The 24,144-nt window shown below is 55.1% G+C and carries 22 protein-coding genes and 1 pseudogene; 9 read left to right on the top strand and 14 right to left on the bottom strand.

All coding sequences use genetic code 11. The annotated features are described in order from the left end of the window. Positions 1-49: 49 nt before the first annotated feature. Positions 50-1,087 carry an aldo/keto reductase gene (locus tag ACLEXF_RS05790; protein ID WP_064189808.1) on the bottom strand — a complete coding sequence of 346 codons (1,038 nt, stop codon included), beginning with the start codon at positions 1,085-1,087 and terminating at the stop codon, positions 50-52. A gap of 284 nt (positions 1,088-1,371) precedes the next feature. On the opposite strand from ACLEXF_RS05790, the gene ACLEXF_RS05785 reads away from it, so the two are divergent. The 4 genes from ACLEXF_RS05785 to ACLEXF_RS05770 all read left to right on the top strand — a co-directional run bounded on the left by ACLEXF_RS05785 (position 1,372) and on the right by ACLEXF_RS05770 (position 7,604). Then, entirely contained in the window at positions 1,372-2,259 is an 888-nt protein-coding gene (locus ACLEXF_RS05785) for a LysR family transcriptional regulator (protein WP_040241338.1), read from the top strand. A gap of 356 nt (positions 2,260-2,615) precedes the next feature. Next, a complete protein-coding gene (locus tag ACLEXF_RS05780; protein WP_049004056.1) occupies positions 2,616-4,499 on the top strand; it encodes a beta-glucoside-specific PTS transporter subunit IIABC in 1,884 nt (627 codons plus the stop codon). Positions 4,500-4,533: 34 nt separating this feature from the next. Then, positions 4,534-5,937, top strand: a complete 1,404-nt coding sequence (locus ACLEXF_RS05775; protein ID WP_049004055.1) for a glycoside hydrolase family 1 protein — start codon at positions 4,534-4,536, stop codon at positions 5,935-5,937. A 164-nt stretch (positions 5,938-6,101) separates the two neighbouring features. Continuing rightward, complete coding sequence (locus ACLEXF_RS05770; RefSeq protein WP_049004054.1) at positions 6,102-7,604, top strand: carbohydrate porin; 1,503 nt, start codon at positions 6,102-6,104, stop codon at positions 7,602-7,604. Between the two features lie 110 nt (positions 7,605-7,714). On the opposite strand, the pseudogene ACLEXF_RS05765 reads toward ACLEXF_RS05770, so the two are convergent. From ACLEXF_RS05765 to budA, 4 genes and pseudogenes are all read right to left on the bottom strand, one after another. Next, positions 7,715-7,843: pseudogene (locus ACLEXF_RS05765) on the bottom strand (IS110 family transposase); the annotation flags it as partial. A 148-nt stretch (positions 7,844-7,991) separates the two neighbouring features. Continuing rightward, positions 7,992-8,762 (bottom strand): (S)-acetoin forming diacetyl reductase, encoded by a 771-nt coding sequence (locus ACLEXF_RS05760; protein WP_004151179.1) that lies wholly within the window; start codon positions 8,760-8,762, stop codon positions 7,992-7,994. Positions 8,763-8,785: 23 nt separating this feature from the next. Next, entirely contained in the window at positions 8,786-10,465 is a 1,680-nt protein-coding gene (gene alsS, locus ACLEXF_RS05755) for an acetolactate synthase AlsS (RefSeq protein ID WP_043519886.1), read from the bottom strand. Between the two features lie 9 nt (positions 10,466-10,474). Continuing rightward, positions 10,475-11,254 carry an acetolactate decarboxylase gene (gene budA, locus ACLEXF_RS05750; protein ID WP_002908205.1) on the bottom strand — a complete coding sequence of 260 codons (780 nt, stop codon included), beginning with the start codon at positions 11,252-11,254 and terminating at the stop codon, positions 10,475-10,477. A gap of 106 nt (positions 11,255-11,360) precedes the next feature. Here budA and ACLEXF_RS05745 point away from each other — a divergent pair, with 106 nt between their 5' ends. Beyond that, a complete protein-coding gene (locus ACLEXF_RS05745) occupies positions 11,361-12,233 on the top strand; it encodes a LysR family transcriptional regulator (RefSeq protein ID WP_004145376.1) in 873 nt (290 codons plus the stop codon). A gap of 19 nt (positions 12,234-12,252) precedes the next feature. Here the strand turns inward: ACLEXF_RS05745 and ACLEXF_RS05740 are convergent, their stop codons facing one another. From ACLEXF_RS05740 to ACLEXF_RS05715, 6 genes are read right to left on the bottom strand one after another with little or no spacing between them, the layout of a single operon-like run. Beyond that, positions 12,253-13,023 carry a 3-hydroxybutyrate dehydrogenase gene (locus ACLEXF_RS05740; RefSeq protein ID WP_423265761.1) on the bottom strand — a complete coding sequence of 257 codons (771 nt, stop codon included), beginning with the start codon at positions 13,021-13,023 and terminating at the stop codon, positions 12,253-12,255. A gap of 23 nt (positions 13,024-13,046) precedes the next feature. Then, on the bottom strand, positions 13,047-14,441 hold the full coding sequence (locus ACLEXF_RS05735) for a GntP family permease (protein WP_196531944.1): 1,395 nt from the start codon (positions 14,439-14,441) through the stop codon (positions 13,047-13,049). 44 nt (positions 14,442-14,485) lie between these two features. Continuing rightward, entirely contained in the window at positions 14,486-15,409 is a 924-nt protein-coding gene (locus tag ACLEXF_RS05730; RefSeq protein ID WP_043519889.1) for a 3-hydroxyacyl-CoA dehydrogenase family protein, read from the bottom strand. Positions 15,410-15,420: 11 nt separating this feature from the next. Further along, positions 15,421-16,602, bottom strand: coding sequence for an acetyl-CoA C-acetyltransferase (locus tag ACLEXF_RS05725; protein ID WP_043519898.1), 1,182 nt, complete (start codon positions 16,600-16,602; stop codon positions 15,421-15,423). 9 nt (positions 16,603-16,611) lie between these two features. After that, on the bottom strand, positions 16,612-17,268 hold the full coding sequence (locus tag ACLEXF_RS05720) for a CoA transferase subunit B (protein WP_004202984.1): 657 nt from the start codon (positions 17,266-17,268) through the stop codon (positions 16,612-16,614). Between the two features lies 1 nt (position 17,269). Continuing rightward, positions 17,270-17,977: a CoA transferase subunit A gene (locus tag ACLEXF_RS05715; protein ID WP_004202983.1), complete on the bottom strand. Its 708-nt coding sequence runs from the start codon at positions 17,975-17,977 to the stop codon at positions 17,270-17,272. Between the two features lie 140 nt (positions 17,978-18,117). On the opposite strand from ACLEXF_RS05715, the gene ACLEXF_RS05710 reads away from it, so the two are divergent. Beyond that, on the top strand, positions 18,118-19,008 hold the full coding sequence (locus tag ACLEXF_RS05710) for a LysR family transcriptional regulator (protein WP_017899570.1): 891 nt from the start codon (positions 18,118-18,120) through the stop codon (positions 19,006-19,008). A gap of 44 nt (positions 19,009-19,052) precedes the next feature. Here the strand turns inward: ACLEXF_RS05710 and ACLEXF_RS05705 are convergent, their stop codons facing one another. Continuing rightward, positions 19,053-19,193: a hypothetical protein gene (locus ACLEXF_RS05705; RefSeq protein ID WP_002908189.1), complete on the bottom strand. Its 141-nt coding sequence runs from the start codon at positions 19,191-19,193 to the stop codon at positions 19,053-19,055. 289 nt (positions 19,194-19,482) lie between these two features. Here ACLEXF_RS05705 and ACLEXF_RS05700 point away from each other — a divergent pair, with 289 nt between their 5' ends. Continuing rightward, positions 19,483-20,391, top strand: coding sequence for a DUF535 family protein (locus ACLEXF_RS05700; protein ID WP_004202981.1), 909 nt, complete (start codon positions 19,483-19,485; stop codon positions 20,389-20,391). A gap of 60 nt (positions 20,392-20,451) precedes the next feature. On the opposite strand, the gene ACLEXF_RS05695 is transcribed toward ACLEXF_RS05700, so the two are convergent. Both ACLEXF_RS05695 and ACLEXF_RS05690 read right to left on the bottom strand, forming a co-directional pair. Then, positions 20,452-21,669 carry an MFS transporter gene (locus ACLEXF_RS05695; protein WP_155027047.1) on the bottom strand — a complete coding sequence of 406 codons (1,218 nt, stop codon included), beginning with the start codon at positions 21,667-21,669 and terminating at the stop codon, positions 20,452-20,454. A gap of 236 nt (positions 21,670-21,905) precedes the next feature. Next, positions 21,906-22,367: a winged helix-turn-helix transcriptional regulator gene (locus ACLEXF_RS05690; RefSeq protein ID WP_155027046.1), complete on the bottom strand. Its 462-nt coding sequence runs from the start codon at positions 22,365-22,367 to the stop codon at positions 21,906-21,908. 60 nt (positions 22,368-22,427) lie between these two features. Here ACLEXF_RS05690 and ACLEXF_RS05685 point away from each other — a divergent pair, with 60 nt between their 5' ends. Then, positions 22,428-22,664: a tautomerase family protein gene (locus tag ACLEXF_RS05685; RefSeq protein ID WP_049003323.1), complete on the top strand. Its 237-nt coding sequence runs from the start codon at positions 22,428-22,430 to the stop codon at positions 22,662-22,664. Between the two features lie 197 nt (positions 22,665-22,861). Next, entirely contained in the window at positions 22,862-24,055 is a 1,194-nt protein-coding gene (locus tag ACLEXF_RS05680) for an MFS transporter (RefSeq protein ID WP_258963770.1), read from the top strand. Positions 24,056-24,144: the final 89 nt, after the last annotated feature.

The following is a 24,144-nucleotide window of genomic DNA, read 5'->3' as shown; positions in this document are numbered from 1 at the left end:
GGGAATGAGTGGTCTGGCAGACCCGGCAACGCCGGGCCAGGGCAGGGTGTTAACAGTTCTGGATTGCTGAAGGCGGCGTGAGGGAAGGCGGCGTATCCGGAAGCGGGGGAATGATCCCGTCAACGGGGTGCGGCAGATACTGTGCCTCGAGTTCTATGATTTCGGCATCGCTCAGAGAAAAGTCCAGCGCGCTGATAGCCGTGGAAAGATGTTCTGGTTTCGTTGCGCCAATGATCGGTGCTGTGATGACGGATTTTGATAACAGCCAGGCAATTGCAACATGAGCTCTTGGCACCGCGTGCTTTTCGGCAATGCTGGCAACAACATCAATAACGGGCTTATCCAGAAGGGCTGCGTTCTCATACATTTTTAACGCAAAGGCATCGTTTTGCGTTCGTCGGGACGTGACACTCCAGTCGCGCGTGAGCCTGCCGCGTGCCATCGGACTCCAGGGGATCACCCCAACGCCCTGGTCTTCACACAGGGGCAGCATCTCGCGCTCTTCTTCCCGGTAAAGCAGGTTGTATTGCGGTTGCATCGTGATAAATCGGGTCCAGCCGTTACGCTCAGCGGTATGCTGCATTTTTGCAAAGCGCCAGGCTTCCATAGAAGATGCGCCGATGTAACGTACTTTTCCTGCTTTAACGAGGTCATGCAGAGCCTCCATGGTCTCTTCAACAGGCGTGGAGTGGTCAAAGCGGTGAATCTGAAAGAGATCCACATAATCCATGCCTAAGCGCATCAGGCTATCGTCAATAGACTGAAAAATGGCCTTGCGGGAAAGAAACCCGGTATTGGGTGAGTTGCGCCACGGAAAGAAGGTCTTTGTCGCTACAACGATCTCGTCACGTCTGGCCATTTCTCTCAGCGCTTTTCCAGTAATCTCTTCAGAACTTCCGCCTGAGTAGATATTCGCGGTATCAAAAAAATTAATGCCGGCTTCAAGCGCCTGGCGAATGAGCGGACGTGACGCCTTTTCATCCAGGGACCAGGGTTGAGGCAACCGTTCAGGTTCGCCATAGCTCATACAACCGAGACAAAGACGGGAGACTTTCAACCCGCTACGACCCAGATTCACATACTTCATTCGGTGTTCCTTCTTTTATTGCCAGCAATTCTGTATGTGACAGGGTATTGCACTGGTATGAAGGGAACCAGCATGCGCCATTGAATGGTGTTATGAGTTTTTTTCACAAGTAGTCGACAATGGAATTAAAATCGAAGTACAGTCCCGACAAAGTAACATTGGTGATCGCATCAAACATCCCTGCTTTCATAATGCGCTATTGGTAACAAAAATCTCCATGGGCTGTTAACACTTATTAATATCTCAAGTATAGTTGGGATTCATATGTTAAATTTGGTGGCTATATGGACCTAAAAATTCTACGTTACTTCCTGACCGTTTCAAACACTAACAATATTACCAAGGCTGCGGATTTGCTACACATTACGCAGCCAACATTAAGTCGCCAGCTAATAATGCTTGAACAGAGCCTTGGTGTGGAGTTGTTCGAAAAAAATGGCAGGGCAATGACCCTCACACCAGAAGGTAAATTATTAAAGAGTCGCGCCAGAGATATTTTGGATCTTGCTGCACTAACAATAAAAGAACTAACCGAAAAGAATGTTTTAGTTTCTGGTGAAGTTACCATTGGAATAGTGGAGTCACAGGGTAGCGAATTACTTTTAGACTTAATTAAACCCTTCTCTTTATCTTACCCTAACGTCAGGTTTAACTTCTATTCTGGCGTAACAGAATATATCATCAAAAAAATGGATGAAGGAGAGGTTGATATTTGTGTGTTATTAGACCCGGTTGATACATTAAGTTATAACGTCATAAGATTACCCACATATGAAGAATGGGGTGTGCTGCTACCCGTCGACGATCCTTTAGCCAAAAAGGAAAAAGTTGAAATGAAAGATCTGATCCATCAGCCACTGATGCTTCCAGCGAGGCCTTCTGTTATTAATGAAATAGAAAACTGGTTTGGCCGCTCGAAATATCATATTAATATATTAGGAACCTACAACAGTCTTGTCATACCTATTCAAAGCGTCAGGAAAGGTATTTGTTACGTGGTATGTATTGATAGCCCACTTGTACGTAATGTGAATGGATTAACTTTTCGGCAGTTTAACCCGATAAGGCGTACACAAAGCCTGGTTCTATGGAAAAAAGGCCGTATATTTAATACCGCAACAGATTTATTTGTTAAAACGATTTCACGCTATCTGAACCAACCTGAATACTAATAGCCAACGTCTAACGATTAATGTCAGGGTGATTTAACCGGACAAACAGCCAAAACATGAACTCTTTATCTTCATTATAGTTGTGATATCCATCACATTATTTAAAGGAGGTTGAATTCTTATGCTGTAAAAGTAGCATCTGGATCTCGTTTTATGATTATGGACATACTGAAATCGACCAGTAACAGTAGTTTATGTAAAAGCGAAAAAAACAAACCCGATGATTATCAAGAGGTTTTGTTGCTGTGTCATTACGATTACCATGCCTGTGAGGCATAGTAATGCATAGTTTAAAGGTATTTGATTCAATATTTTTCAACTGTTAGATTCCCAGCATCAAAAACTGGAGAATCTTAATGAGCGGTAAATACCATAATCTGATAACCTCTATAATTTCTCATATTGGCGGGATTGGGAATGTAAAAGATTTAACCCATTGCCAAACTCGGTTGAGATTTGTTTTGGTTGATAATAATATTGACATTGCTAAATTGAAATCCCTTGAAGGGGTAATCAATGTCATTATGAGTGGAGGTCAGTGCCAGGTGGTTGTCGGCACTCATGTTAAGGATGTTTTTGATGCATTTAATGACGCGTACCCAGCACGCAGCTCCAGCAGTTCTAATATATCCACATCGAAGAATAGAAAAATAAGTTTAAGTTCAGTTATGGACTTTATCTCTGGAACATTCAACCCTCTCATACCCGCTATTTCCGGGGCAGGGATGGTAAAAGCATTGCTGGCTTTACTTGTCGTGTTTAACCTTATTGGTAAGGAAGAGAAGACCTATGTAGTTATAAACTTTATGTCTGACGCTGTTTTTTACTTTTTGCCAATTTTACTTGCCTATAATGCGGCATCAAAATTAAAGTGCAATCCAATACTTGCCGCAGTGCTTGGTGGTATTTTACTTCATCCTCAATTTGTCCAGTTACGATTGACAGGCGATCCAATAGAGATTTTTGGGTTGCCTGTTAGGCTCGTAAACTATGGTTCCTCTGTTGTTCCAATTTTACTCATTGTTTGGCTACAGTCATTTGTTGAACGTTTTTTGAATACAATAGTGCCTAATGCCATCAAGATTATCTTTGTCCCTATGTTGACTCTGATGTTTGTCGGTATTATAGGGTTAACGCTGCTTGGTCCACTGGGAGGGTATATTGGAGATTATATTGCATTAGCTTTTGTGGGTTTACAATCTGTCGGTAGTTGGACAGTGGTTTTCCTTGTAGCAACACTTTGGCCAATATTAGTTATGTTTGGCATTCATTTTAGCATTACGCCACTTTCTATTGCACAACTTACAACATTAAAAGTCGAAAATATTATTGGTCCAGGTGCGATGATAGCCAATATCAGTCAGGCCGTTGCTGCGCTGGTTGTTGGTTTTAGAACTCAGGAGAATACTACTCGTCAAATCGCACGTTCTTCAGGAATCACTGCACTAATGGGGATTACAGAGCCTGCACTCTATGGTGTAAATTTACCAAAAAAATACCCGTTAATCGCTTGTATGACAGGAGCCGCTTGCGGTGGTTTATATGCCGGGATTACAGATGTGTATCGTTATGCCGTGGGATCATCGGGACTTCCAGCCCTGCCTTTATATCTTGGCGAGAACCTGTGGAACATCTTTAATATTCTTATTGCATTACTTATTTCCGTTATAGTAACGGCTATCCTTACCTATATTCTTAGTCTGAAATACGAACCGGCTTCAGTGTGTACCGGTAATGCTGAAGCACCTGCAGAATCGCACATTTCAGCAGAAAAAAATAATATAGAAGGGATAATGAATCCAATAAAAGGGAATGTAATCCCATTAGAAGAAGTAGAGGATGAAGTTTTCTCTTCCGGTGCCCTTGGAAAAGGATTAGCCATCGTTCCTGTTGAAGGAAAGGTATTGGCACCATTTGACGGTACCGTTGTTTCAGTTTTCCCGACTTTACATGCTATCTGTCTGGAATCAAATAATGGTGTTGAACTATTGATCCATGTAGGTATTGATACCGTGTCATTGAAAGGGGCGCCCTTTAAGTCTTACATTGAAAAAGGACAGAAGGTGACTTCAGGACAACTCATGATTGAATTTGATATTGGGGCGATTAGCGCAGCCGGTCTTTCTCTGCACACCCCTGTTATTATTACTAATCTTGAAGAAACTTCAGAGCTTGAATATACACAAGACCAACACAAGGTAATTGACGCCACGAAAAAGATAATGAGCGTCAAGTTATAAATGTATTCCGAATCAATAATATTAAGGGCTTAATATGCTATACAAAAATCTTAAAGTTTTTCCGGATGAATTTTTATGGGGAGCATCGACTTCAGCTTTCCAGGTTGAAGGAGGGTGGAATTGCGATGGCAAAGGTCCTTCGGTCCAGGATGCCCTTGGTGCCCGGCATGCTGACATTACCGATTTTACTGTAGCGAGCGATCATTATCATCGCTATAAAGAAGACGTTCGTTTATTTGCTCAAATGGGATTAAAAAGTTATCGTTTTTCAGTTTCATGGTCGAGAGTATTGCCTCAGGGGCAAGGTGAAATAAACGAGAAAGGGGTTGATTTCTATAATAATTTAATTGATGAGCTGTTGCGTTACAATATAGAGCCTATATTGACTCTGTATCACTTTGACTTGCCATTGAAACTTGAAGAGCAAGGTGGATGGAGTTCAAGAAAAACCATTGATGCATTTATAGAATACGCGAGATTGATATTTGATCGTTTTGGTGACCGGGTAAAATATTTTTTAACTATAAACGAACAAAACGTAATGATTTTACACGGTAATGCCATTGGAAAAAAACATAACAGCAAAAAACACGCTTACCAGGAAGCACACCATATGTTTGTAGCACAGGCAGCAGTGATGAAACTGTGCCACGAACGTGTGCCTGAGGGTAAGATTGGACCAGCACCAAATATTATATCGGTATACCCAGCGTCCTGCCATCCAGAGGATATTATTGCAGCAGACAACTGGATGGCAATTCGTTGTTGGCTTTATCTTGATATGGCAGTTTATGGCCAATATAACAGCCTCGCCTGGTCATATTTATGTGATCGAGGTTATCAGCCTGATGTCCTGGAGGGAGATGATGAAATACTGAAGAATGCTAACCCTGATTTCATTTCTATTAATTATTATGCCACAATGACGGTCAGTGCGAGTCGTAATGATGGTCATGATATTACCTTCCGCGAAGGTGATCAGCAGATCACCTATGGTGAGGAAGGTATTTATCGGGCAGCAGTTAACCCTTATCTCGAGAAAACAGATTATAACTGGCTGGTCGACCCTATAGGTTTTCGCACGACTTTAAGAGCCGTATGGGATAAATATCGATTACCCATCATGATCTCTGAAAATGGGTTAGGTCAACATGATTGTCTTGTAAATGGTAAAATTGATGATCAATACCGCATTGATTATTTACAAAAGCATATTGAACAAATGCAGCTTGCAATAACCGATGGTGTAGAAATTTTCGCTTATTGTCCCTGGGCCGCTATAGACTTAATCAGCACCCATCAAGGCTATGGCAAGCGGTATGGATTTATATATGTTGATCGTGATGAATTTGATCTTAAAGAGCTCGCCAGAATCCCGAAAAAAAGCTTCTGGTGGTATAAAGATGTGATTAGCAAGAATGGCTTGTCCAGGCCCTGAATTATTTATTTGATTAATTATAAAGTATACCCCATCTGGTTAACCTAAAAATTAGATGGGGGGATGCTGTTTATCTTTTATTTAACAGATGATAGTGTTCATAAATACTTATTGTTAACGCTTGGCAAACAACAATAAAATCAAAATCACAAGGGTACTAATTGATGGCAATCAAGAACAGCCTTACAAAACTTATATGTATTTCTGCACTTCTACTAGTTAATGCTTATGCTATTTCTGCACCGACTCTTTCGCCGGAGGATATTGATGCAATTGTTCGGAAGTTAAAGGAAGAGTTATCGAACGACGATAAGTTAAAATTCAAAGAGAATGACAACAAAAAATTAATTGCGAATAAAATAACGACAGGTGAACCATTATCCGCCTCGACGAATGAGGCAGGTACATTTAATAATATGTCGGATAGTGAATTCCACGATCTTGCGTTAAAGATTAAGAAGGAAATAGGGTTTAATTATTCCGGTTATTTTCGTGCAGGAATGGCAACAACAACCAATGGTGGTCCGAAAGACTATGCCATTGGTAGTCTTGGACGATATGGTAATGAAAACACGGGGTGGTTTGATCTCACCTTTACACAGCGAGTGTTTAAAGATCAAACTAGAGAGGCTGAAGCAATCGTTACTCTGGACGGTAATGTTAGCCAGTCAAATTCCAGTGGATGGTTCGATACACCCTCTGAGAAGGGCAGTTATCTACAATTTTCAGATATGTATCTAAAAACCACGGGTTTTATACCACCAATTCCTGATGCAATATTGTGGGTTGGTAAGCATAAAATTGCTAAACGAGAACTCCAGATGCTTGACTGGAAATATCATAATGCAGTAACCGCAGGCGGTGTAGGCTTAGAAAATATCACATTGCCTGTTGGTAGTTTGGATATTGCATTACAACGTCAGGATAAGGATGCTGCTGATGAAACAGTCAACACGAATTTCATTGATTTTCGTTATAATAAAATACCTGTATCTCATAATAAGACATTGGAAATAGATGGTAAATATCATATGGCAAATAAAACAGATAGCCAGAATGATATCGAATTTAAAGATGCTGCAATGGGAACTATCACTTTAACCACACAACATGATGATGGTGGTTTCAATGAATTTGGGTTTCAACTTGGTAATAATTCGATTGCTAGTAGCATGGCTAAAATAAATGACTCAGAACCGGGCTATTTGTATATACCAGGCAGTGCCAGTGGCTATACATGGCGCTTTATCACACAAGGGGAAAATTATTTATCCCCCAATATAATAATGGCCAGCACAGTAGTTGCTGGGATGGCTAAAAATATTCATACCATTGAAGATAAACATCCACACTCTGACTCGGAATTTTTGCGTGCAGTGGTTCGGCCAGCCTGGATTTGGGATCAGTATAATCAAACAGGAATAGAGTTGGCTTATTTTAATCAAAGAAATACTAATATCGACGGAACTCTTCGGGAATCAGGCTATAAAGCAACAGTTTATCATGCACTTAAAGTTGCAAATAGCATGTTAAAATCACGCCCGGAAATTCGCTTCTATACCACCTATATGGATGCAATTCATAACGAAATTACTAATTTCAGTTTCAATGACGATAAAAGCCGTCAGTTAAGCTTTGGCGTTCAGGCAGAATTGTGGTGGAGATGAACGGCCTATATATTTTATCACATTTTTATAACAATGATTATTCACTGTAAAAATTCACTGGCCATCCAATACATCCGATAATTGAATGGAGGCCAGTCTCTTAACAGAAGGTAACCGGCATCATGTAACTCAGTAGCCAGCCGTTCGTGGTAAACACCGGTGGCCTCCATCACCACATGAACATCTTCCGGACCGCAGTGCTGGAGCCTGAGCCAGCGAAGTATATTTTCAACTGAATTGCCCACGTCGTGCCAGAAGCGTAACTAATAACGCCAGAAGCCCGCAAATATTGATGCTTCGTTTCGCCAGGATGCTTACACTTACACCCAAACCAAAAAAAGCCCCTGCGTACAAGCAGGGGCAAGCCATGTCAGAGCTTATTATTTATTAGTTAAATACCATCCCGCCGTCGATCAGCAATGACTGACCGGTCATGTAATCAGAATCCGGGCTGGCAAGATAGGAGACGCAGGCGGCGACATCTTCCGGCTCGGATAGCCGACCGAGGGTGATGCGTTTGGCGAACTCGGCGGTACCGTAGCCCAGCGGTTTACCGGCGGCTTCTGACACCTGGCGGTCAATTTCGGCCCACATCGGCGTTTTGACAATCCCCGGGCAGTAGCCGTTGACCGTGATGCCCAGCGGCGCGAGGTCGCGAGCGGCGGTCTGGGTTAAGCCGCGCACCGCGAATTTACTGGAGCTATACACCGCCAGCTCCGGGTTGCCGACGTGGCCGGCCTGGGAGCAGGCGTTGATGATTTTCCCGCCGTGCCCCTCTTTCTTAAAGGCTTCGACCGCCGCCTGAATGCCCCAGATCACCCCTTTGACGTTGATGTTGTAGACTTTATCGACAATTTCCGGGGTAATGGACTCGATCGGCGTGGACGGCGCCACGCCGGCGTTGTTGACGATGACGTCGAAGCCGCCCAGCGTTTTGCGCGCCTGTTCGACGGCGGCGAACACCTGATCGCGGTCGGAGACATCCACTTTCACCGCCATGGCGCGGCCGCCGGCCTGGTTGATTTCGGAGGCGACCGCTTTGGCGGTGGCGTCGTTATAATCGGCAATGGCCACGGCAAATCCATCCTTCACCAGACGAAGGGCGATAGCTTTACCAATCCCCTGGCCGGCGCCGGTAACAAGTGCGACTTTTTTCATTTTCCTTTCCTTATTGTGATGACTTACAGAATCTGACTCAGATGCAGCTGGCCCATCAGCAGCGGGTTATCGCGATAATCCACCGGAATGGCCACCACCGCCGGGCCGTCGACGTCCATCGCCGCGCGCAGGGTCGGCTCCAGCGCCTCGGCGCTTTCCACGGCAAATCCTTTGGCGCCGAAGGACTCGGCATAGGCTTTAAAATCCATCGGCCCGAACTCGACGCCGGACAGGCGCTGATATTTTTTCTCTTCCTGGATGGCCACCATGTTGTAGCCGTTATCGACCCAGATCAGGTGCAGCACATTGGCTTTCAGGCGGACGGCGGTCTCCAGCTCCATGCTCGACTGCAGGAAGCCGCCGTCGCCGGAGACGGAGACCACTTTGCGCTCAGGATTGACCAGCCAGGCGCCGATGGCCCAGGGCAGGGCGACGCCCATGGTCTGCTGGCCGTTGGAGATCATCACCTGACGGGCGCGGAAGCTGTACAGGTAGCGGGCAATCCAGATATGGAAGCTGCCCATGTCCACGGTCAGCGTGACGTCGCTGTTGACGATATCCTGCATGGCGCGAACGATGCGCAGCGGATGCAGAGCAAACTGATTCAGCTGCGCGCCGCGGCGGTCCAGCAGTTCGCGCTGGTGCTGGCGGTCGCGGAGGATCTCCGCCGCCTGCGGGGAGAGCACCAGCCGGCGATCGATATTTTGCGCCAGCTTGTTGAGGGTGCCGGCGATATCGCCCACCAGCTCGACGTCCGGGGTGTAGTTGCGCTCTTCATAGGCGGGCAGGACGTCGATATGCACCAGCGTCGCGTTGCCGCTGTTCCACATCGCCGGTTCATATTCCACCGGGCTGTAGCCGATGCAGATCACCAGGTCGGCGAGCTGCAGCAGACGGTCCCCGGCCTGGTTGTTAAACAGCCCGACCCGGCCGGCGAAGCGAGAGAAGTTATCCTGATTCACCGCCCCGGCGGCCTGATAGGTGCTGGTGACCGGAATATGGCTGGCCTCCAGCAAACGGCGCAGCGCCGCGCTGTTCTCCGGCTGGCTGGCCATCAGGCCGAGCAGGAAGATCGGGTTTTTCGCCTGAGCGATAAGCTTCGCCACCCGGTCGATGGCGGCATCCGGCGCGGCGCCCATCTGCGGGGCCCCGCTGGCCGGCAGTACTTTGCCGCTGACCGGGCCATCGACCACATCCTGCGGCAGGCTGACGAAAGCGCTGCCCGGGCGGCCCTGCTCGGCGGCGCGGAAGGCGTTGGAGACCACTTCCGCCAGCGCGTCCGGCGCGGTCACCTCGACGGCGTATTTCGTCACCGGGCTGAACATCGCCACCGTATCCATACTCTGGTGGACCTGTTTGGCTTTATCGGCGCGTTTCACCGCGCCGCCCAGGGCCACCACCGGGTCGCCTTCGCTGTTGGCGGTGGCCATACCGGTGATCAGGTTGGAGCAGCCCGGGCCGGAGGTGACCAGCGCCACGCCGGCTTTACCGGTAATGCGCCCGACGGCGGCGGCCATAAACGCGGCGTTGGCTTCGTGGCGTACCGGAATAATGCGAATGGAGGAATCCAGCAGTGAGTCGAATACCTTGTCGATTTTGGCGCCAGGGATGCCGAACACCTGACGTACCCCCTGGGCTTCCAGCTGGCTGACGACGAGATCGGCGCCGTGCGCCCACTGGCGTACCGGATACTGTTTGTCCATGTGACCCCCTTAACTTTCTACGGAACGGATGGCGGCATCGAGATTATCGGGATGCAGATTGGCCTGCAGGAACGCGCTGTCGGCGGGCAGGTCGATCATCAGCTTGTGAATTTCGCCGAAGGTCAACACTCCGTGGTCGAGCTGGTAATCCAGCAGGTGACCGCCGCCTTTGCGGTCATCGGTAATAAAGTGCTCGTGATACCCGGCGACGTTGATCCCCTGCATATGCTGCGGGGTACGGAAGCCGACCAGTACCCCTTCGCGCTGGTTAAAGCGGAACACCGGCTGATCGTCGAGGACGTCGGTCATCGCCCGGTACGGCGGCGTCTGGCGCGGTACGGTGCGGGTATGGGCATGGCGGAAATGGCCATCGATGCGCAGGGCGCAGAACAGGTTGTCAGAGGGAATTTGCTGGTCGATCACCTCGTGCAGCTGCTGGCGGCTCACCGGGTGGTCGAAAGTTTTCCGGTACTGCGGCTGGAACCAGGTCATCACCGCGAACGGCGTTTTCTGCTCCGGCTGGGCTTTGCGCGCGCTGCCGTCGGCCCGCAGCTGATAGACCTGACTGCTAAAAGCGATCAGCTCCCCGTCCAGCTCATTAAAGGTGCCGAGACCGAAATCGCCGTGCTTCAGCAGGTCGGCGATGGTGGTGCTCCCTTCGTAAACCCCGCTTAGCAGGGCGCTCATGAGCGATGTCTGATAGAGCACGCTCTCGGGATGCTGCGCGGAAAACGCCCGCAGGGTTTCGCATAGACTCTCTTCGCAGGTGCATTCAGCAGAATGATTCATATACCACTTCCTCGTTCAACAAATATAAGAAAGGTTAAATAAATGTTGACCCGATTCAGCTCACAGTTCCAATATAGAAACCATGCTGGTTTGAGACGTTTTCGATATGGAACTTCGTTATCTTCGCTATTTTGTCGCCGTCGCCAGGACGCGGCACTTCACCCAGGCCGCCAAGGAACTGGGTATTTCACAGCCTCCGTTAAGTCAGCAAATTCAGCGGCTTGAGCGCGAGGTGGGGACCCCGCTGTTTCGGCGTTTGACCCGCGGGGTGGAGCTCACCGAGGCCGGTGAGTCGTTCTATGAGGATGCCCGCCAGATCCTCGCCATGAGCGATGCGGCGCTGGAGAAGGCCAAGGGCATTGCCCGCGGGATGAACGGCAGCCTGTCGCTAGGCATTACCAGTTCTGATGCTTTCCACCCGCAAATCTTCACGCTGCTGCACCGTTTTCAGCTCGACCACCCCGGGGTGACCCTGCACCAGATGGAAGACAACATGGCCAATCTGATGACCGCCCTGAGCGAGGCCGAGCTGGATATTGCCTTCGTCCGTCTGCCGTGCGAGAGCAGTAAGGCCTTTAATCTGCGGATTATCGATGAGGAGCCGATGGTTATCGCGCTGCCGCGCGATAACCCGCTGGCGACGCAGCCGACCCTGGCCCTGGAGCAGCTGCGCGACGTGGCGCCGATCCTCTTCCCGCGGGAAGTGGCTCCGGGGTTGTATGAGCTGGTGTACAACAGCTGCCTGCGCGCCGGCATCGATATGGAGCGCGCCTGGCAGTCGTCGCAGATTTCGTCGTCGCTGAGCATGGTCAATGCCGGGTTCGGCTTCGCGCTGGTCCCGCAGTCAATGACCTGCATCCAGCAGCCGAACGTCAGCTATCACCCGCTCAGCGGGGCGCCGCTGAAGACCGATATCGCCATCGCCTGGCGGCGCTTCGAGCGCTCGCGCACGGTGAAACGCTTTCTGGCGATGTTCTGATCTTCGCGACGCCTGCGGCTTACTGCGCCACCCAGCCGCCGTCCATGTTCCACGCCGCGCCGCGCACCTGGGCGGCGGCGTCGCTGCACAGAAACAGCGCCATTTCGCCCAGTTGCTGCGGGGTGACAAACTCCCCGGAGGGCTGCTTTTCCGCCAGCAGCTGGGCGCTGGCCTGCTCCGGGTCGACCCCCTCGGCGATGCGCTTATCGATCTGCTGCTGCACCAGCGGAGTCAACACCCAGCCGGGGCAGATGGCGTTGCAGGTGATGCCGCTGCGCGCGGTTTCCAGGGCCACGGTTTTGGTCAGGCCGACCACCGCGTGCTTGGCGGCGACATAGGCCGATTTCTCTTTCGACGCCACCAGGCCATGCACTGAAGCAATGTTGATGATGCGCCCCCAGTTGCGCTGGCGCATGCCCGGCAGCGCCAGGCGAGTGGTGTGGAAGACGCTGGAGAGATTGATCGCGATGATGTCGTTCCATTTGTCCACCGGGAACTGCTCCACCGGGGCCACGTGCTGGATGCCGGCGTTATTGATCACGATATCGACGCCGCCGAAGGTGCTTTCGGCATAGCGCATCATCGCCTCGATCTGCCCGACGTCGCGCAGGTCGGCGTCGTGATAGCCGGGGATCTTGCCCAGCGCGGCGACTTCAGCCCGGGCGTGGCTGCTGTCGCCGAAGCCATTGAGCACCAGCTGGGAGCCTGCCTGCGCCAGCACTTTGGCGATCCCTAAGCCGATGCCGCTGGTGGAGCCGGTGACCAGCGCTGTTTTACCGTTTAAATTCATCATATTTCTCCTTCAGTCGGGTCTCAGACAATGCCGGTCACATAGAACGTGGCAATGACAAACAGTACCGCGAGGCTTTTGATCACCGTGATGGCGAAAATGCCGCCGTAGGCCTGGCGATGGCTCAGGCCGGTGATCGCCAGCAGGGTGATCACCGCCCCGTTATGCGGCAGGGTATCCATGCCGCCGCTGGCCATGGCGGCGACGCGGTGCAGGACCTCAAGCGGAATATTGGCGGCGTGGGCGGCGGCGACAAAGGTCTCGGACATCGCCGCCAGGGCGATGCTCATTCCCCCGGAGGCCGAGCCGGTGATCCCGGCCAGCACCGTGACGCTGATCGCCTCGTTTAACAGCGGATTGGGAATAGCCGCGAGGGCTTTCGACAGCACCAGGAAACCCGGCAGGGCGGCGATAACCGCGCCGAAGCCATACTCAGAGGCGGTGTTCATCGCCGCGAGAATAGCCCCGCCCACCGCCGTCCGGCTTCCTTCTGCCAGCCGGCCGCGAATATTGCGGTAGCCGCAGACCAGTACCAGCACAATGCCGGAGAGCAGCGCCGCCTGTACCGCCCAGATGGCGGTGATTTTCCCCACCTCGGTGACCACAGGCTTCGCCAGACCCGGGAGGGTGAGCTCATGGCTGGCGCCGTACCACTGCGGGATCCAGTGGGTAAACAGCAGATTCAGCACCCCCACCAGCAGCAGCGGGGCGATAGCGATCAGCGGATGCGGCAGGTTGATGTCATCCGGGGTCTCCGGCTCATTTTGCAGGTCGGTCCCATAGCCTTCGCCGCTGGCCTGCGCTTTGCGGCGCTGGCGCTCCAGCCACAGCAAACCGAAGAGGATAATGAACAGCGAGCCGATAAGCCCCAGCCACGGGGCCGCCCAGGCGTTGGTGCCGAAGAAGCTGGTGGGAATAATATTCTGGATCTGCGGCGTGCCGGGCAGGGCGTCCATGGTAAACGAGAAGGCCCCGAGGGCGACGGTGGCTGGGATCAGCCGTTTGGGGATCCCGCTCTGGCGAAACAGCTCGGCGGCGAAAGGGTAGACGGCAAAGGCCACCACAAACAGCGATACCCCGCCGTAGGTCAGCAGGGCGCACACCAGCACGATCACCGGGATCGCATGGCGGCGTCCAAGGATGCGGATGGCGGCGGCGACAATCGACCGCGAGAATCCCGACAGCTCAATCAGCTTGCCGAATACCGCGCCCAGCAGAAACACCGGGAAATAGAGCTTCACAAAGCCGACCATTTTTTCCATAAACAGGCCGGTAAAGGCCGGGCCGACCGCGCCCGGGTCGGTGAGCAGCACCGCGCCGAGGGCGGCGATCGGCGCAAAGAGGATCACGCTGTATCCACGGTAGGCTGCCAGCATCAGTAATGCCAGCGCGGCCAGGGCTATTATCACACTCATCACGACGTCTCACTCTCATTGTTATTGTAGGGGTACAGAACGCGATACTAGGGCTTCAGGGCGAAGCGCAGCTGGTGTTCCCGGCGCGACTGGATGCGCTGGCGCCGGGCCTCGTCCCAGCGGTAAAAGCCTTGCCCGCTGCGGGCGCCGGTGTCGCCTCGCGCTACTTTCTCCGCCACCAGCGACATCATCTCGGTGCCGCTGGCCAGCTCCGGCAGCAAGTGCTGGCAGATATCCTGGACCGTCGCCAGGCCGGTCATGTCCGCTGCCTCCAGCGGGCCGACCATCGCATAGCGGCGCCCCAGCGAGGCGCGCATCACCTGGTCCACCACCTCCGGGGACGCGATGCCGCTGTGGACGATATGCAGCGCTTCGCGCAGCAGGGCGAACTGCAGCCGGTTGCCGACAAAGCCCGGCGCGGCGCGGTTGAGCACCACCGCTTCCAGCGCGCAGGCGGCGCAAAAGTCGCTCACCTGGCGCGCCAGATGAGGCAGGGTGGCGCTCCCGGGCACCACTTCCACCAGCGGGATCAGGTGCGGCGGATGCCAGAAATGGGCGATCAGTAGCCGTTCCGGGAGGCGCATGCCCTGCGCCAGCCGATCCGGCGGCAGGCCGCTGGTGTTGCTGGCGATAATCGCCTCGTCGGCGATCAGCGTTTCCAGTTCGGCATACAGGGCGTGCTTCAGCCCCAGCCGTTCGGGGATCGCTTCAATCAGCAGCGTGGCGTCCGCCAGCGCTTGCAGCGCCGGGGTAGGGGTTAAACGGCTCAGCACGGCGCCGCGGTCGGCGGGAGCCTGCTGACCGCTCGCCTCCAGCTCGCGCAGGATCGCCTCGGCTACTGTGGGTATCTCGGCGAGACGTTGCGGATCGGTGTCATACAGGCGGACGGCGTGACCGTGACGGGCGAAATGGCAGGCAATGCCGACGCCCATCAGTCCGGCGCCGAGTACCGCCAGGCGTGGTGTAAACATAGTGGCTCCTGTTAACGTTGAAGGGTCATGGCGATGCCCTGTCCGCCGCCGACGCACAGGGTGGCCAGCCCTTTGCTGGCGCCCCGGCGCTGCATCTCATGCACTAGACTGACGAGGATCCGGCAGCCGGAGGCGCCGATGGGATGGCCCAGGGCGATGGCGCCGCCGTTAACGTTGACCTTCTCGCTGTCCCATTCGAGCAGCTGGCCGACGGCCAGCGCCTGCACGGCAAAGGCCTCGTTGGCTTCGATCAGATCCACCTCGTCCAGCGTCCAGCCGGCGCGCTGCAGCGCCTGGCGGCAGGCGCTCACCGGGCCGATGCCCATCACCGACGGGTCGACCCCGGCGACCGCCGCGCTGACAATGCGCGCCAGCACCGGCAGCCCAAGCTCGTGCGCTTTATCGACGCTCATCAGCAGGACCGCCGCAGCGCCGTCGTTCAGCGATGAGGCATTCCCGGCGGTGACGCTGCCGTCAGCCGGGCGAAACGCCGGGCGCAGCTTGGCCAGCTGCTGCTCGCTGGTCTCCGGGCGCGGTTGCTCATCGTCGGTCACGACACGCGGCGGCTTTTTGCCCTGCGGGACGCTGACCGGGACGATCTCCTCGCGAAAGCGTCCGGCGGCGATAGCGGCCGCCGCTTTGCGCTGGGAGCTGGCGGCGAAGGCGTCCTGGCGCTCGCGGCTGATGTCGAAGGCGTCGGCAAGGTTCTCGGCGGTAATGCCCATGTGGTAGTCGTTAAAAGCGTCCCACAGGCCGTCCTGGATCATGCTGTCCTGCAGGCTGGCATGGCCGAAACGCAGGCCGTCGCGGGCGCCATTCATCAGATAGGGAGCATTGCTCATGCTCTCCTGGCCGCCGGCGATAACGATCTCGGCGTCGCCGCAGCGGATCGCCTGCACCGCCTGCTGAACCGCTTTCAGCCCTGAGCCGCACACCAGATTGACGGTGACCGCTGGAGTGTCCACCGGCAGGCCGGCCCGCAGCGCGGTCTGGCGCGCCGGGTTCTGCCCGCAGCCGGCGGTGAGCACCTGGCCGAAAATCAGTTCATCGACCGCTGCGGCGGGCAGCTGGCAGCGTTCAAGCAGGCTGCGCACCACTGCCGCGCCGAGGTCGACGGCGGAAAGCGGGGCGAAGGCGCCGCGAAAGCTGCCGACCGGGGTGCGTACGGCAGCAACTATGGCAATATCGGTCATGGTCTCTCCTTAGCTGAAGCGCATTTCGCGCACGTCGTCGGCGACGATCAGCCGTCCCGCCGTTTTACGCATCACTTCGTCGGGGCTGACCCCCGGGGCCACTTCGCGCAGGACAAACGCCCCGTCGACAATGTCCAGCAGGGCCAGGTCGGTGAGCACCCGGCGAATGCAGCCCACGCCGGTGAGCGGCAGGGTGCACTGCGGCAGCAGTTTGGATTCGCCGTTCTTTGAGGCGTGGGTCATCACCACGATGATGTTCTGCGCGCCGGCCACCAGGTCCATGGCGCCGCCCATCCCCTTGACCATTTTTCCGGGGATCATCCACGAGGCGATATTCCCTGCGACGTCGACCTCAAAGGCGCCAAGAACCGTAAGATCGACGTGGCCGCCGCGGATCATGGCGAACGACTGGGCCGAATCGAAGATCGCCGCCCCGGTTTGCGCGGTGACGGTCTGTTTGCCGGCGTTGATCATGTCGGCGTCGAGAGTTTGCTCATCGGGAAACTCGCCCATCCCCAGCAGGCCGTTCTCCGACTGGAGCATCACTTCAATGCCGGCGGGAATGTAATTGGCCACCAGCGTCGGGATACCGATCCCGAGGTTGACGTAGTCGCCGTCGCGCAGCTCCTGGGCGACGCGCATCGCCATTTGTTCGCGGGTTAACATCTCAGTGCCCTCCGGCGCGCAAGGTGCGCTGTTCAATGCGTTTTTCGAATTGCCCGACGATCAGCCGGTCGACATAGATCCCCGGGGTGTGAATGGCGGAGGGCGGCAGTTCGCCCGGCGGCACAATCTCTTCCACCTCCACCACCGTAATGCGCCCGGCGGTGGCCATCAGCGGGTTGAAATTCTGTGCGGTATGGCGATAAACCACATTGCCGTACCAGTCAGCCTTCCAGCCCTTCACGAGGGCGAAATCGCCGCGAATAGCTTGTTCAAGAATGTAATTTTTACCGTCGAACTGGCGCACCTCTTTGCCTTCGGCGACCGGCGTGCCATAGCCGGTGGCGGTGTAAAAGCCGGGGATCCCGGCGCCGCCGGCGCGGATTTTTTCCGCCAGCGTTCCCTGCGGGGTGAGCTCTACCGCCAGCTCGCCGCTCAGCACCAGCTGTTCAAACAGCGCGTTTTCCCCGACGTAAGAGGCCACTACCTTGCTGACCTGGCGCGACTCCAACAGCATGCCGAGACCGAAGCCATCGACGCCGCAGTTGTTGGAAACCACCGTCAGCCCCTTCACCTGGCGACGCTTCACCTCGGCGATCAAATTCTCGGGTATACCGCACAGGCCGAAGCCGCCGGCGAGCAGCGTCATGCCGTCCGTTAACCCTTCCAGCGCCGCTTCGTAGCTGGCGACGCGTTTATCCAGTCCTGCCATCTTGTCTCTCCTGCCTTGCGATACCCTTATCATTGGCGCGGGCGACTGATTTGATAATTTTGAATTTGTGACTCACTCATTTGGAAATTTAATTAATTTCCTGTTAACTAATTTCTTTCAATTAGTTAACAGGATGAAAAATGAGAATGAGTGTCAAACAGTTACGCGCGTTTTTAGCGGTAGCTCACACTCTCAATTTCGCCCACGCCAGCGAAAGGCTGAATCTGTCGCAGCCAGCGCTCAGCCTGACCATCAAAGGGTTGGAGGAGGCGCTGGGGGGCGCGCTGCTGCAGCGCAGCACCCGCAAAGTGACCCTCACCCAGGAGGGGGAACTCTTTCTGCCGATGGCCCGTCAACTGCTGGCCGACTGGGATAACGTTGAGGAGGCGATGCGCCAGAGCTTTACCCTGCAGCGCGGCAAAATCTCGGTCGCCGCGATGCCGTCGTTCGCCGCCAACGTTCTGCCGGAGGCGCTGAAAGCCTTCCGCGACCGCTATGCCGGGGTGAACGTCACGGTGCATGATGTGATCAATGAGCAGGTAATCGAGATGGTGCGTGAGGGGCGGGTAGAGATGGGCATCGCTTTCGAGCCATCGCCCAACCACAACCTGCTGTTTACCCCGCTGGCGGTGGACCGCTTCGTGGCGATCGTTCCCCGGCAATCGCCGCTGGCGAAGAAAAAAAAGCTCACCTGGCAGGAGCTGTTAACTCTCGACTTTATCACCCTCCAGCGTCCCTCGGCGGTGCGCCTGATGCTGGAGGAGGCGCTGGCGCGCAGCGGGCGTCAGCTGGACGTGGCGCTGGAGAGCCACCAACTGGTGACGGTGGGGAGGATGGTAGCCAGCGGTCTGGGAGGCAGCGCGGTGCCGGCGCTATGCAAAACGCAGATGACCTCGCTGGGGGCAGTGTGCATTCCGCTCAGCGATCCGCCGATTGAAAAGTGCGTTGGGGCGATCCATGCCGGACATCTGCCGCTGTCGAAGGCGGCGCAGGCGCTGCTGGATACGTTGAAAGGGTATTTACCCACCTGAGGGGGCGTGGGGAAAAAAAACCGGCCCGCAGGCCGGTTTGATAATCAGATTTTACAGGCGTCGCCGCAATCGTCATCGGCAACGATCGCCTGGGCTTTTTTGTCCGCTTCTTCCAGACGCTCCGCGTTGCGCTCTTCCGCTTCATCCAGGCCGCTGAAGACCAGGTTGTCGAGATCAATTTCCATAAGTTACCTATCGTTGCTGGTTTTGAATCAGCGTCAAGTATAGGGCATAACCGCCTGCGGAGGTAACCGCTCTTCGCGCCGAACGCACAGAGCGTTAAGTCCGCCGGCAGCAGATAAAACCCACCATAAATAACCGTTGACAGGATGGCGTTAGCTTTAAATATCTCCACCAGAATAATTTCCTGCCTAAATATTAAATGAAAGGACAACGAAGGTGTAATTAAGCATTGACGAATGGCTTTTATGTTAATATGGCCGCGATTATGGATGAATCTATGGATCTTAATCAATGGAACATACTGTTACAGGCGCCATCAAAGAATGGCGTAAACATAATAAAGTGATCGGTCAGGTCAAAATAAGCTATAAAAAATTCTTACGAAAATGCAGAGAGCTCTCGCTCGCAGGAGGTAAATACAGAGAATATCAAGGACTTTGCGCCAAATATCAGTGCGCACGATTGACCGCCGTGACCCAGGGACTGGTGCCTTTCGAGGATAAACCCTTTAAGGCCTATCTTAATAAACGGATGTCAAAACGGCGCAAGCTGGATATTGCCCACGGTTCGCTGAATTTTATCGAGAAAACGTTTCAGCCCGATGTGCTGCCGCAGCTCTATAACGTGGCGGATTTTGGCCGGACGATGTTTGCTATTCCTCTGAAAAATGGCGAAAAGCTTGACGTTAAGCTGCTGGCATCGCCGTTTCAGGAGGAGGGTGAGCTGATGCTGCAGCTGTTTCTCGGCGACCGGCGCGTTTATAGCGTCTGTTTTTCCTGTACCGACGATGGCCGCGCTTATATCGGCGGAATACAGGGCGGGAAAGATATCACCAATGATGAGGTGAAGGTGCTGACCAAAGAGCTGCATGGCGCGCGGCCGAAAAATATCATCATGAGCGTGCTGTATGGTTTCCTGCGTTATTTCGGCATCACTACGGTCTACGCGATCGATTCCGATTACCACGTGAAAAGCGATCTGGTGAAAGCCAGTTATTCATCGCTGTGGCTGGAAATGGGCGGAGAGAAACAGGCTCGCGGCTGGTATAAACTGCCGGCGCAGGAGATCAAAAAAAGTCTTGAAGAGGTAAAAAGTAAACACCGCAGCCAGTTTATTAAGCGCGAAGGTGTCAAAGAGCTGATTCAGCTCGAAATGGCGAACGCTCTGCGGCAAATAACCTTGAATCCGCAGATGAATTAACGCCTTTCCCACGTCAGGCAGGCAGCAGGGGGCTGTTGTCCGCCTGACGATATCCTTTCTTTACTGGCCGCTCTCGCCGATCGGCGGCGACACCGAGTTGGTGAGCAGCGGGGCGCTGCGCCACCACACTATCAGCGCGACCAGCGCGATAACGCTCAGCACGCCGAAGGCGGTAGCAAAAGAGTAGCGCCCGGCGATAGCGCCGGTTAACGCCGGACTCATCGCCGCCCCGGCGCCCTGCATTAGCATCACCACGCTTTGTCCGGCGTTAACGTGCCCGCTGCCGCGCAGCAGCGAGACGATAAAGCTGGGCACCGCCACCCCCAAAATCCCTGCCGCCAGACCATCAAGAATTTGCACCGGGACCATCATCGCCGGGGCGTCGCTGGCGGCCGCCAGCGCCGCGCGGATGGGCATGATCAGCAGCGCCAGCAGAATGCATCGCCAGTAACCATATTTGTCGATGCTGCCGGCGACCCGGATGGCCACCGGGATCATCACCACCTGCGAAATAATCACCGTGGCGGCGGCAAACAGCCCCGGATTGAGGTGTCCCGGCGCGGCGGCGATCCGCATGCTGAGCATCGGCAACAGCGCGGCGTTGGCGAGATGGAACAGCATCAGGGTCACGCCGGCGATCAGCAGCGGCGTATGGCGGAACAGGATGGCAAACCCAGGCACAGCGGGCGTGACGGCCGACTCGAGGCCGCGGGCGGCGTCATCGTCAATATCGCTGCTGCGGATTGCCAGCAGGGCGATCAGGGTAAACAGGGTGGCACAGGCCATCAGGATGAAAATGCCGCCGATGCCCCAGTACCAGGCGATGGCCCCGGCAATCAGCGCAGTGAAGAAATTCCCCGCATGGTTGAAGGCTTCGTTTTTTCCCATCTGAGCGCTAAAGCCGCGCTGTCGGGTCAGCCCAAGGGTGATCCCGGCGATTAACGGTCCGACAAAGGCCGCGCAGATCCCGCTGGCAACCTGTGAAAGGGCCACCACGCTGGTCTTCTGACTGAACCAGAGCAGGAGGGTGGTCAGGGTGATCGCCAGGCAGACCCCGGCCAACAGCACGCGCTTATGCCGCGAGGTGTCGGTGATGAAGCCGGCGGGCAGGGTCGCCAGCAGGCCGGCCACGCCGCCGACGGTCATCAACAGGCCGATGTCCTCCGCCTGCCAGTGACGCTGGGTGAGAAAGATCCCCAGAAACGGGCCGAGGCCGTCGCGAACGTCGGCGATAAAGAAGCTGGTCAAACATAAAGCCCGCAGTGAACGAAGCGACATTTTCTTCCTTTAGCATGAACGATCCGCGGATCAGCGGCGGACCAGGGCGGTCATGGCGTGCGCCACGAATAATAGCCGGGATCGGACCCGGCAGAGAGCCTCATTCTTTATCGCACCGTTCGATGAAACCAAAATGTCACCCAGTCGTCGGGTAACGTGGCAATGCAACATACCTGCTCGTCGCGGCTTCCGCCAGAGGCCTACGAAAGTTCTGTATCAGGGCAACCGCGCCGCTCTCAGCGTTCGTCTGCCTTAACGATCTGCAGCGCGGCGGGATTCGCCACGCTGCCGCTGGCGGTGACGAACCCGGGATGGACGGCCTCGCCGCTGGCGCTGTCCACCAGCGCAATATGCGGCGTGCTGTGCAGCACCTGCTGGTGGCCCCATTCCATCAGGGCGAACAGCACCAGCGCCAGGCTACGGCTTTTTTCGGTGAGAACATATTCATAGCGCTCGCGAGCCCCCGCTTCCCGATAGGGGACTTTGCGAAGCAAGCCCATTTCGGTCATGGTTTTCAACCGGATGGTGAGCGTCTGGCGGGTAATTTGGGTATGCGCCTGCATCGTTTCAAAGCGCGTCACGCCGTAAAACGCCTCGCGGAGGATCAGCAGCACCCAGCGGTCGCCCAGTATTTTGGCTCCTTCCGCCAGGCCGCACAGCTCAGGATCGAGGTAGGGCAATGATTTATTTTTTGACATCGTGAGATTGGCCTTCTACTCTGAGTTTGAAATTTAGACTTAGATGCTAAGGAGCATAGCGTGCCATTTGTTAACGTGCAAACCATTAAAGGGATCATGACCGCGGAACAGAAAAGTGAGCTGCTGCGGCGGATGACCGATCTGCTGGTGGAGATTGAGGGGCAGGGCGATCCGCAGTTCCGCCAGTCGGTGTGGATCCGCATTGATGAACATGACCCGGAGCAGTGGAGCCTGGGGGGCGTCCAGCCGACGGAAGCGATGATTGCGGCTAAATTCGCCGCGGCGCGGCGCGACTGATCCCGTGAAAAAAGCGGGCTGCGAAGCCCGGCCCGGCTATCTGGCGCAGAAGAGGGCCAGGTCGCCGGGTGATATTGCTATTCACTATGGTGCAAAAGCGTATTTTGCAGCTAAGGTAACGGTCAGGGAACCCAACAAACAGGGCGCGATGCCAGACGACCCGCCTGGCGCCACTCTCAAACTGGTGAAAACAACGGATGTCTAGCGAACAGATGCTGCCGCTGGCGGCGCAGAACAACAATATCATCCGCCTGGCCGTCGCTCAGGCGCTGGCCGGCGCCAACTCGGTGGTGTTCTACGCCACCGGCGCTATCGTCGGCAATACTATCGCCCCCAGCCCGTCGCTGGCCACGCTGCCGATCACCCTGTTTGTGCTGGGGATGGCGGCCTCGATTCTGCCTTTCGGCGCGCTGGCGCGTAAGCGGGGCCGCAAAGCCGCGTTTATGGCCGGTACCGGCGCCGGGGTGGTTACCGGTCTGGCGGCCGCTCTGGCGGTGGTGCTGGGCTCTTTTCTGCTGTTTTGTTTCGCCGCGATGCTTGGCGGCGCCTATGCCGCGGTGGCGCTCAGTTTTCGCTTTGCCGCCACCGACGGCGTCGCTCCGGAACGTCGCGCCCGCGCGCTGTCGCTGGTGATGGGCGGCGGCGTGGCCGCCGGGATCATTGGCCCGATACTGGTCACCGGCACCATGCACCTCTGGCCGACTCATACCTTCGCCTTCACCTTCCTCGCTCAGGCGCTGGTGGCGGCGCTCGCCGCCATTCTGCTGGCAGGCGTGACGCCAGCAGAGCCCGCGGCGGCCAGCGTTCGCGGAGGGCGGCCGCTGCGCGAGATTGTCCGCCAGCCGGGCTTTGCCACCACGGTGTTCAGCGGCGCGGTGGCCTATATGGTAATGAATTTTCTGATGACCGCCGCGCCGCTCTCCATGCATATGCACGGCCTTTCCCAGCAGGCCGCCAACCTCGGGATCCAGTGGCATGTGATGGCGATGTACGGTCCGGGATTTGTCACCGGCCGGCTGATCCAGCGCTTCGGCGCAGCGCGCATGGCGGCGGCGGGATTGCTGATCACCGGCGCCTCGGTGGCGGTCGGTCTCAGCGGCGTCGGGGTGTATCATTACTGGCTGTCGCTGATTTTGCTCGGCATCGGCTGGAACTTTGGCTTCACCGGCGCCTCGGCGAAAATCATCGATTTCCACCGCCCGGAAGAGAAGACCCAGGTTCAGTCGCTCAACGATTTTCTGGTCTTCGGCGTGATGATCGTGGGTTCGTTTTCGTCCGGCGTTCTGCTCAACGCCTTCGGCTGGAACGCGGTGCTGTGGGGATCCCTGGCGCCGGTGGGGCTGGCGCTGTTCACCCTGCTGCTGCGCCCGTTATCGCCGCCCCGCGCTTAGCGCCTGGCCTGCCGCTGCGCGGGCCCTCGTTTTGTGCTTTTTAGCTATGCATTGCTGAAATTCATCTTAACCTGCGCGCGAATAAACGT

The organism is Klebsiella pneumoniae complex sp. WS1778 (assembly GCF_049472055.1).
Classification (GTDB): domain Bacteria; phylum Pseudomonadota; class Gammaproteobacteria; order Enterobacterales; family Enterobacteriaceae; genus Klebsiella; species Klebsiella quasipneumoniae.
Note: the sequence above shows the minus strand (reverse complement) of the source record. Positions and strands in the feature narration are given on the sequence as shown.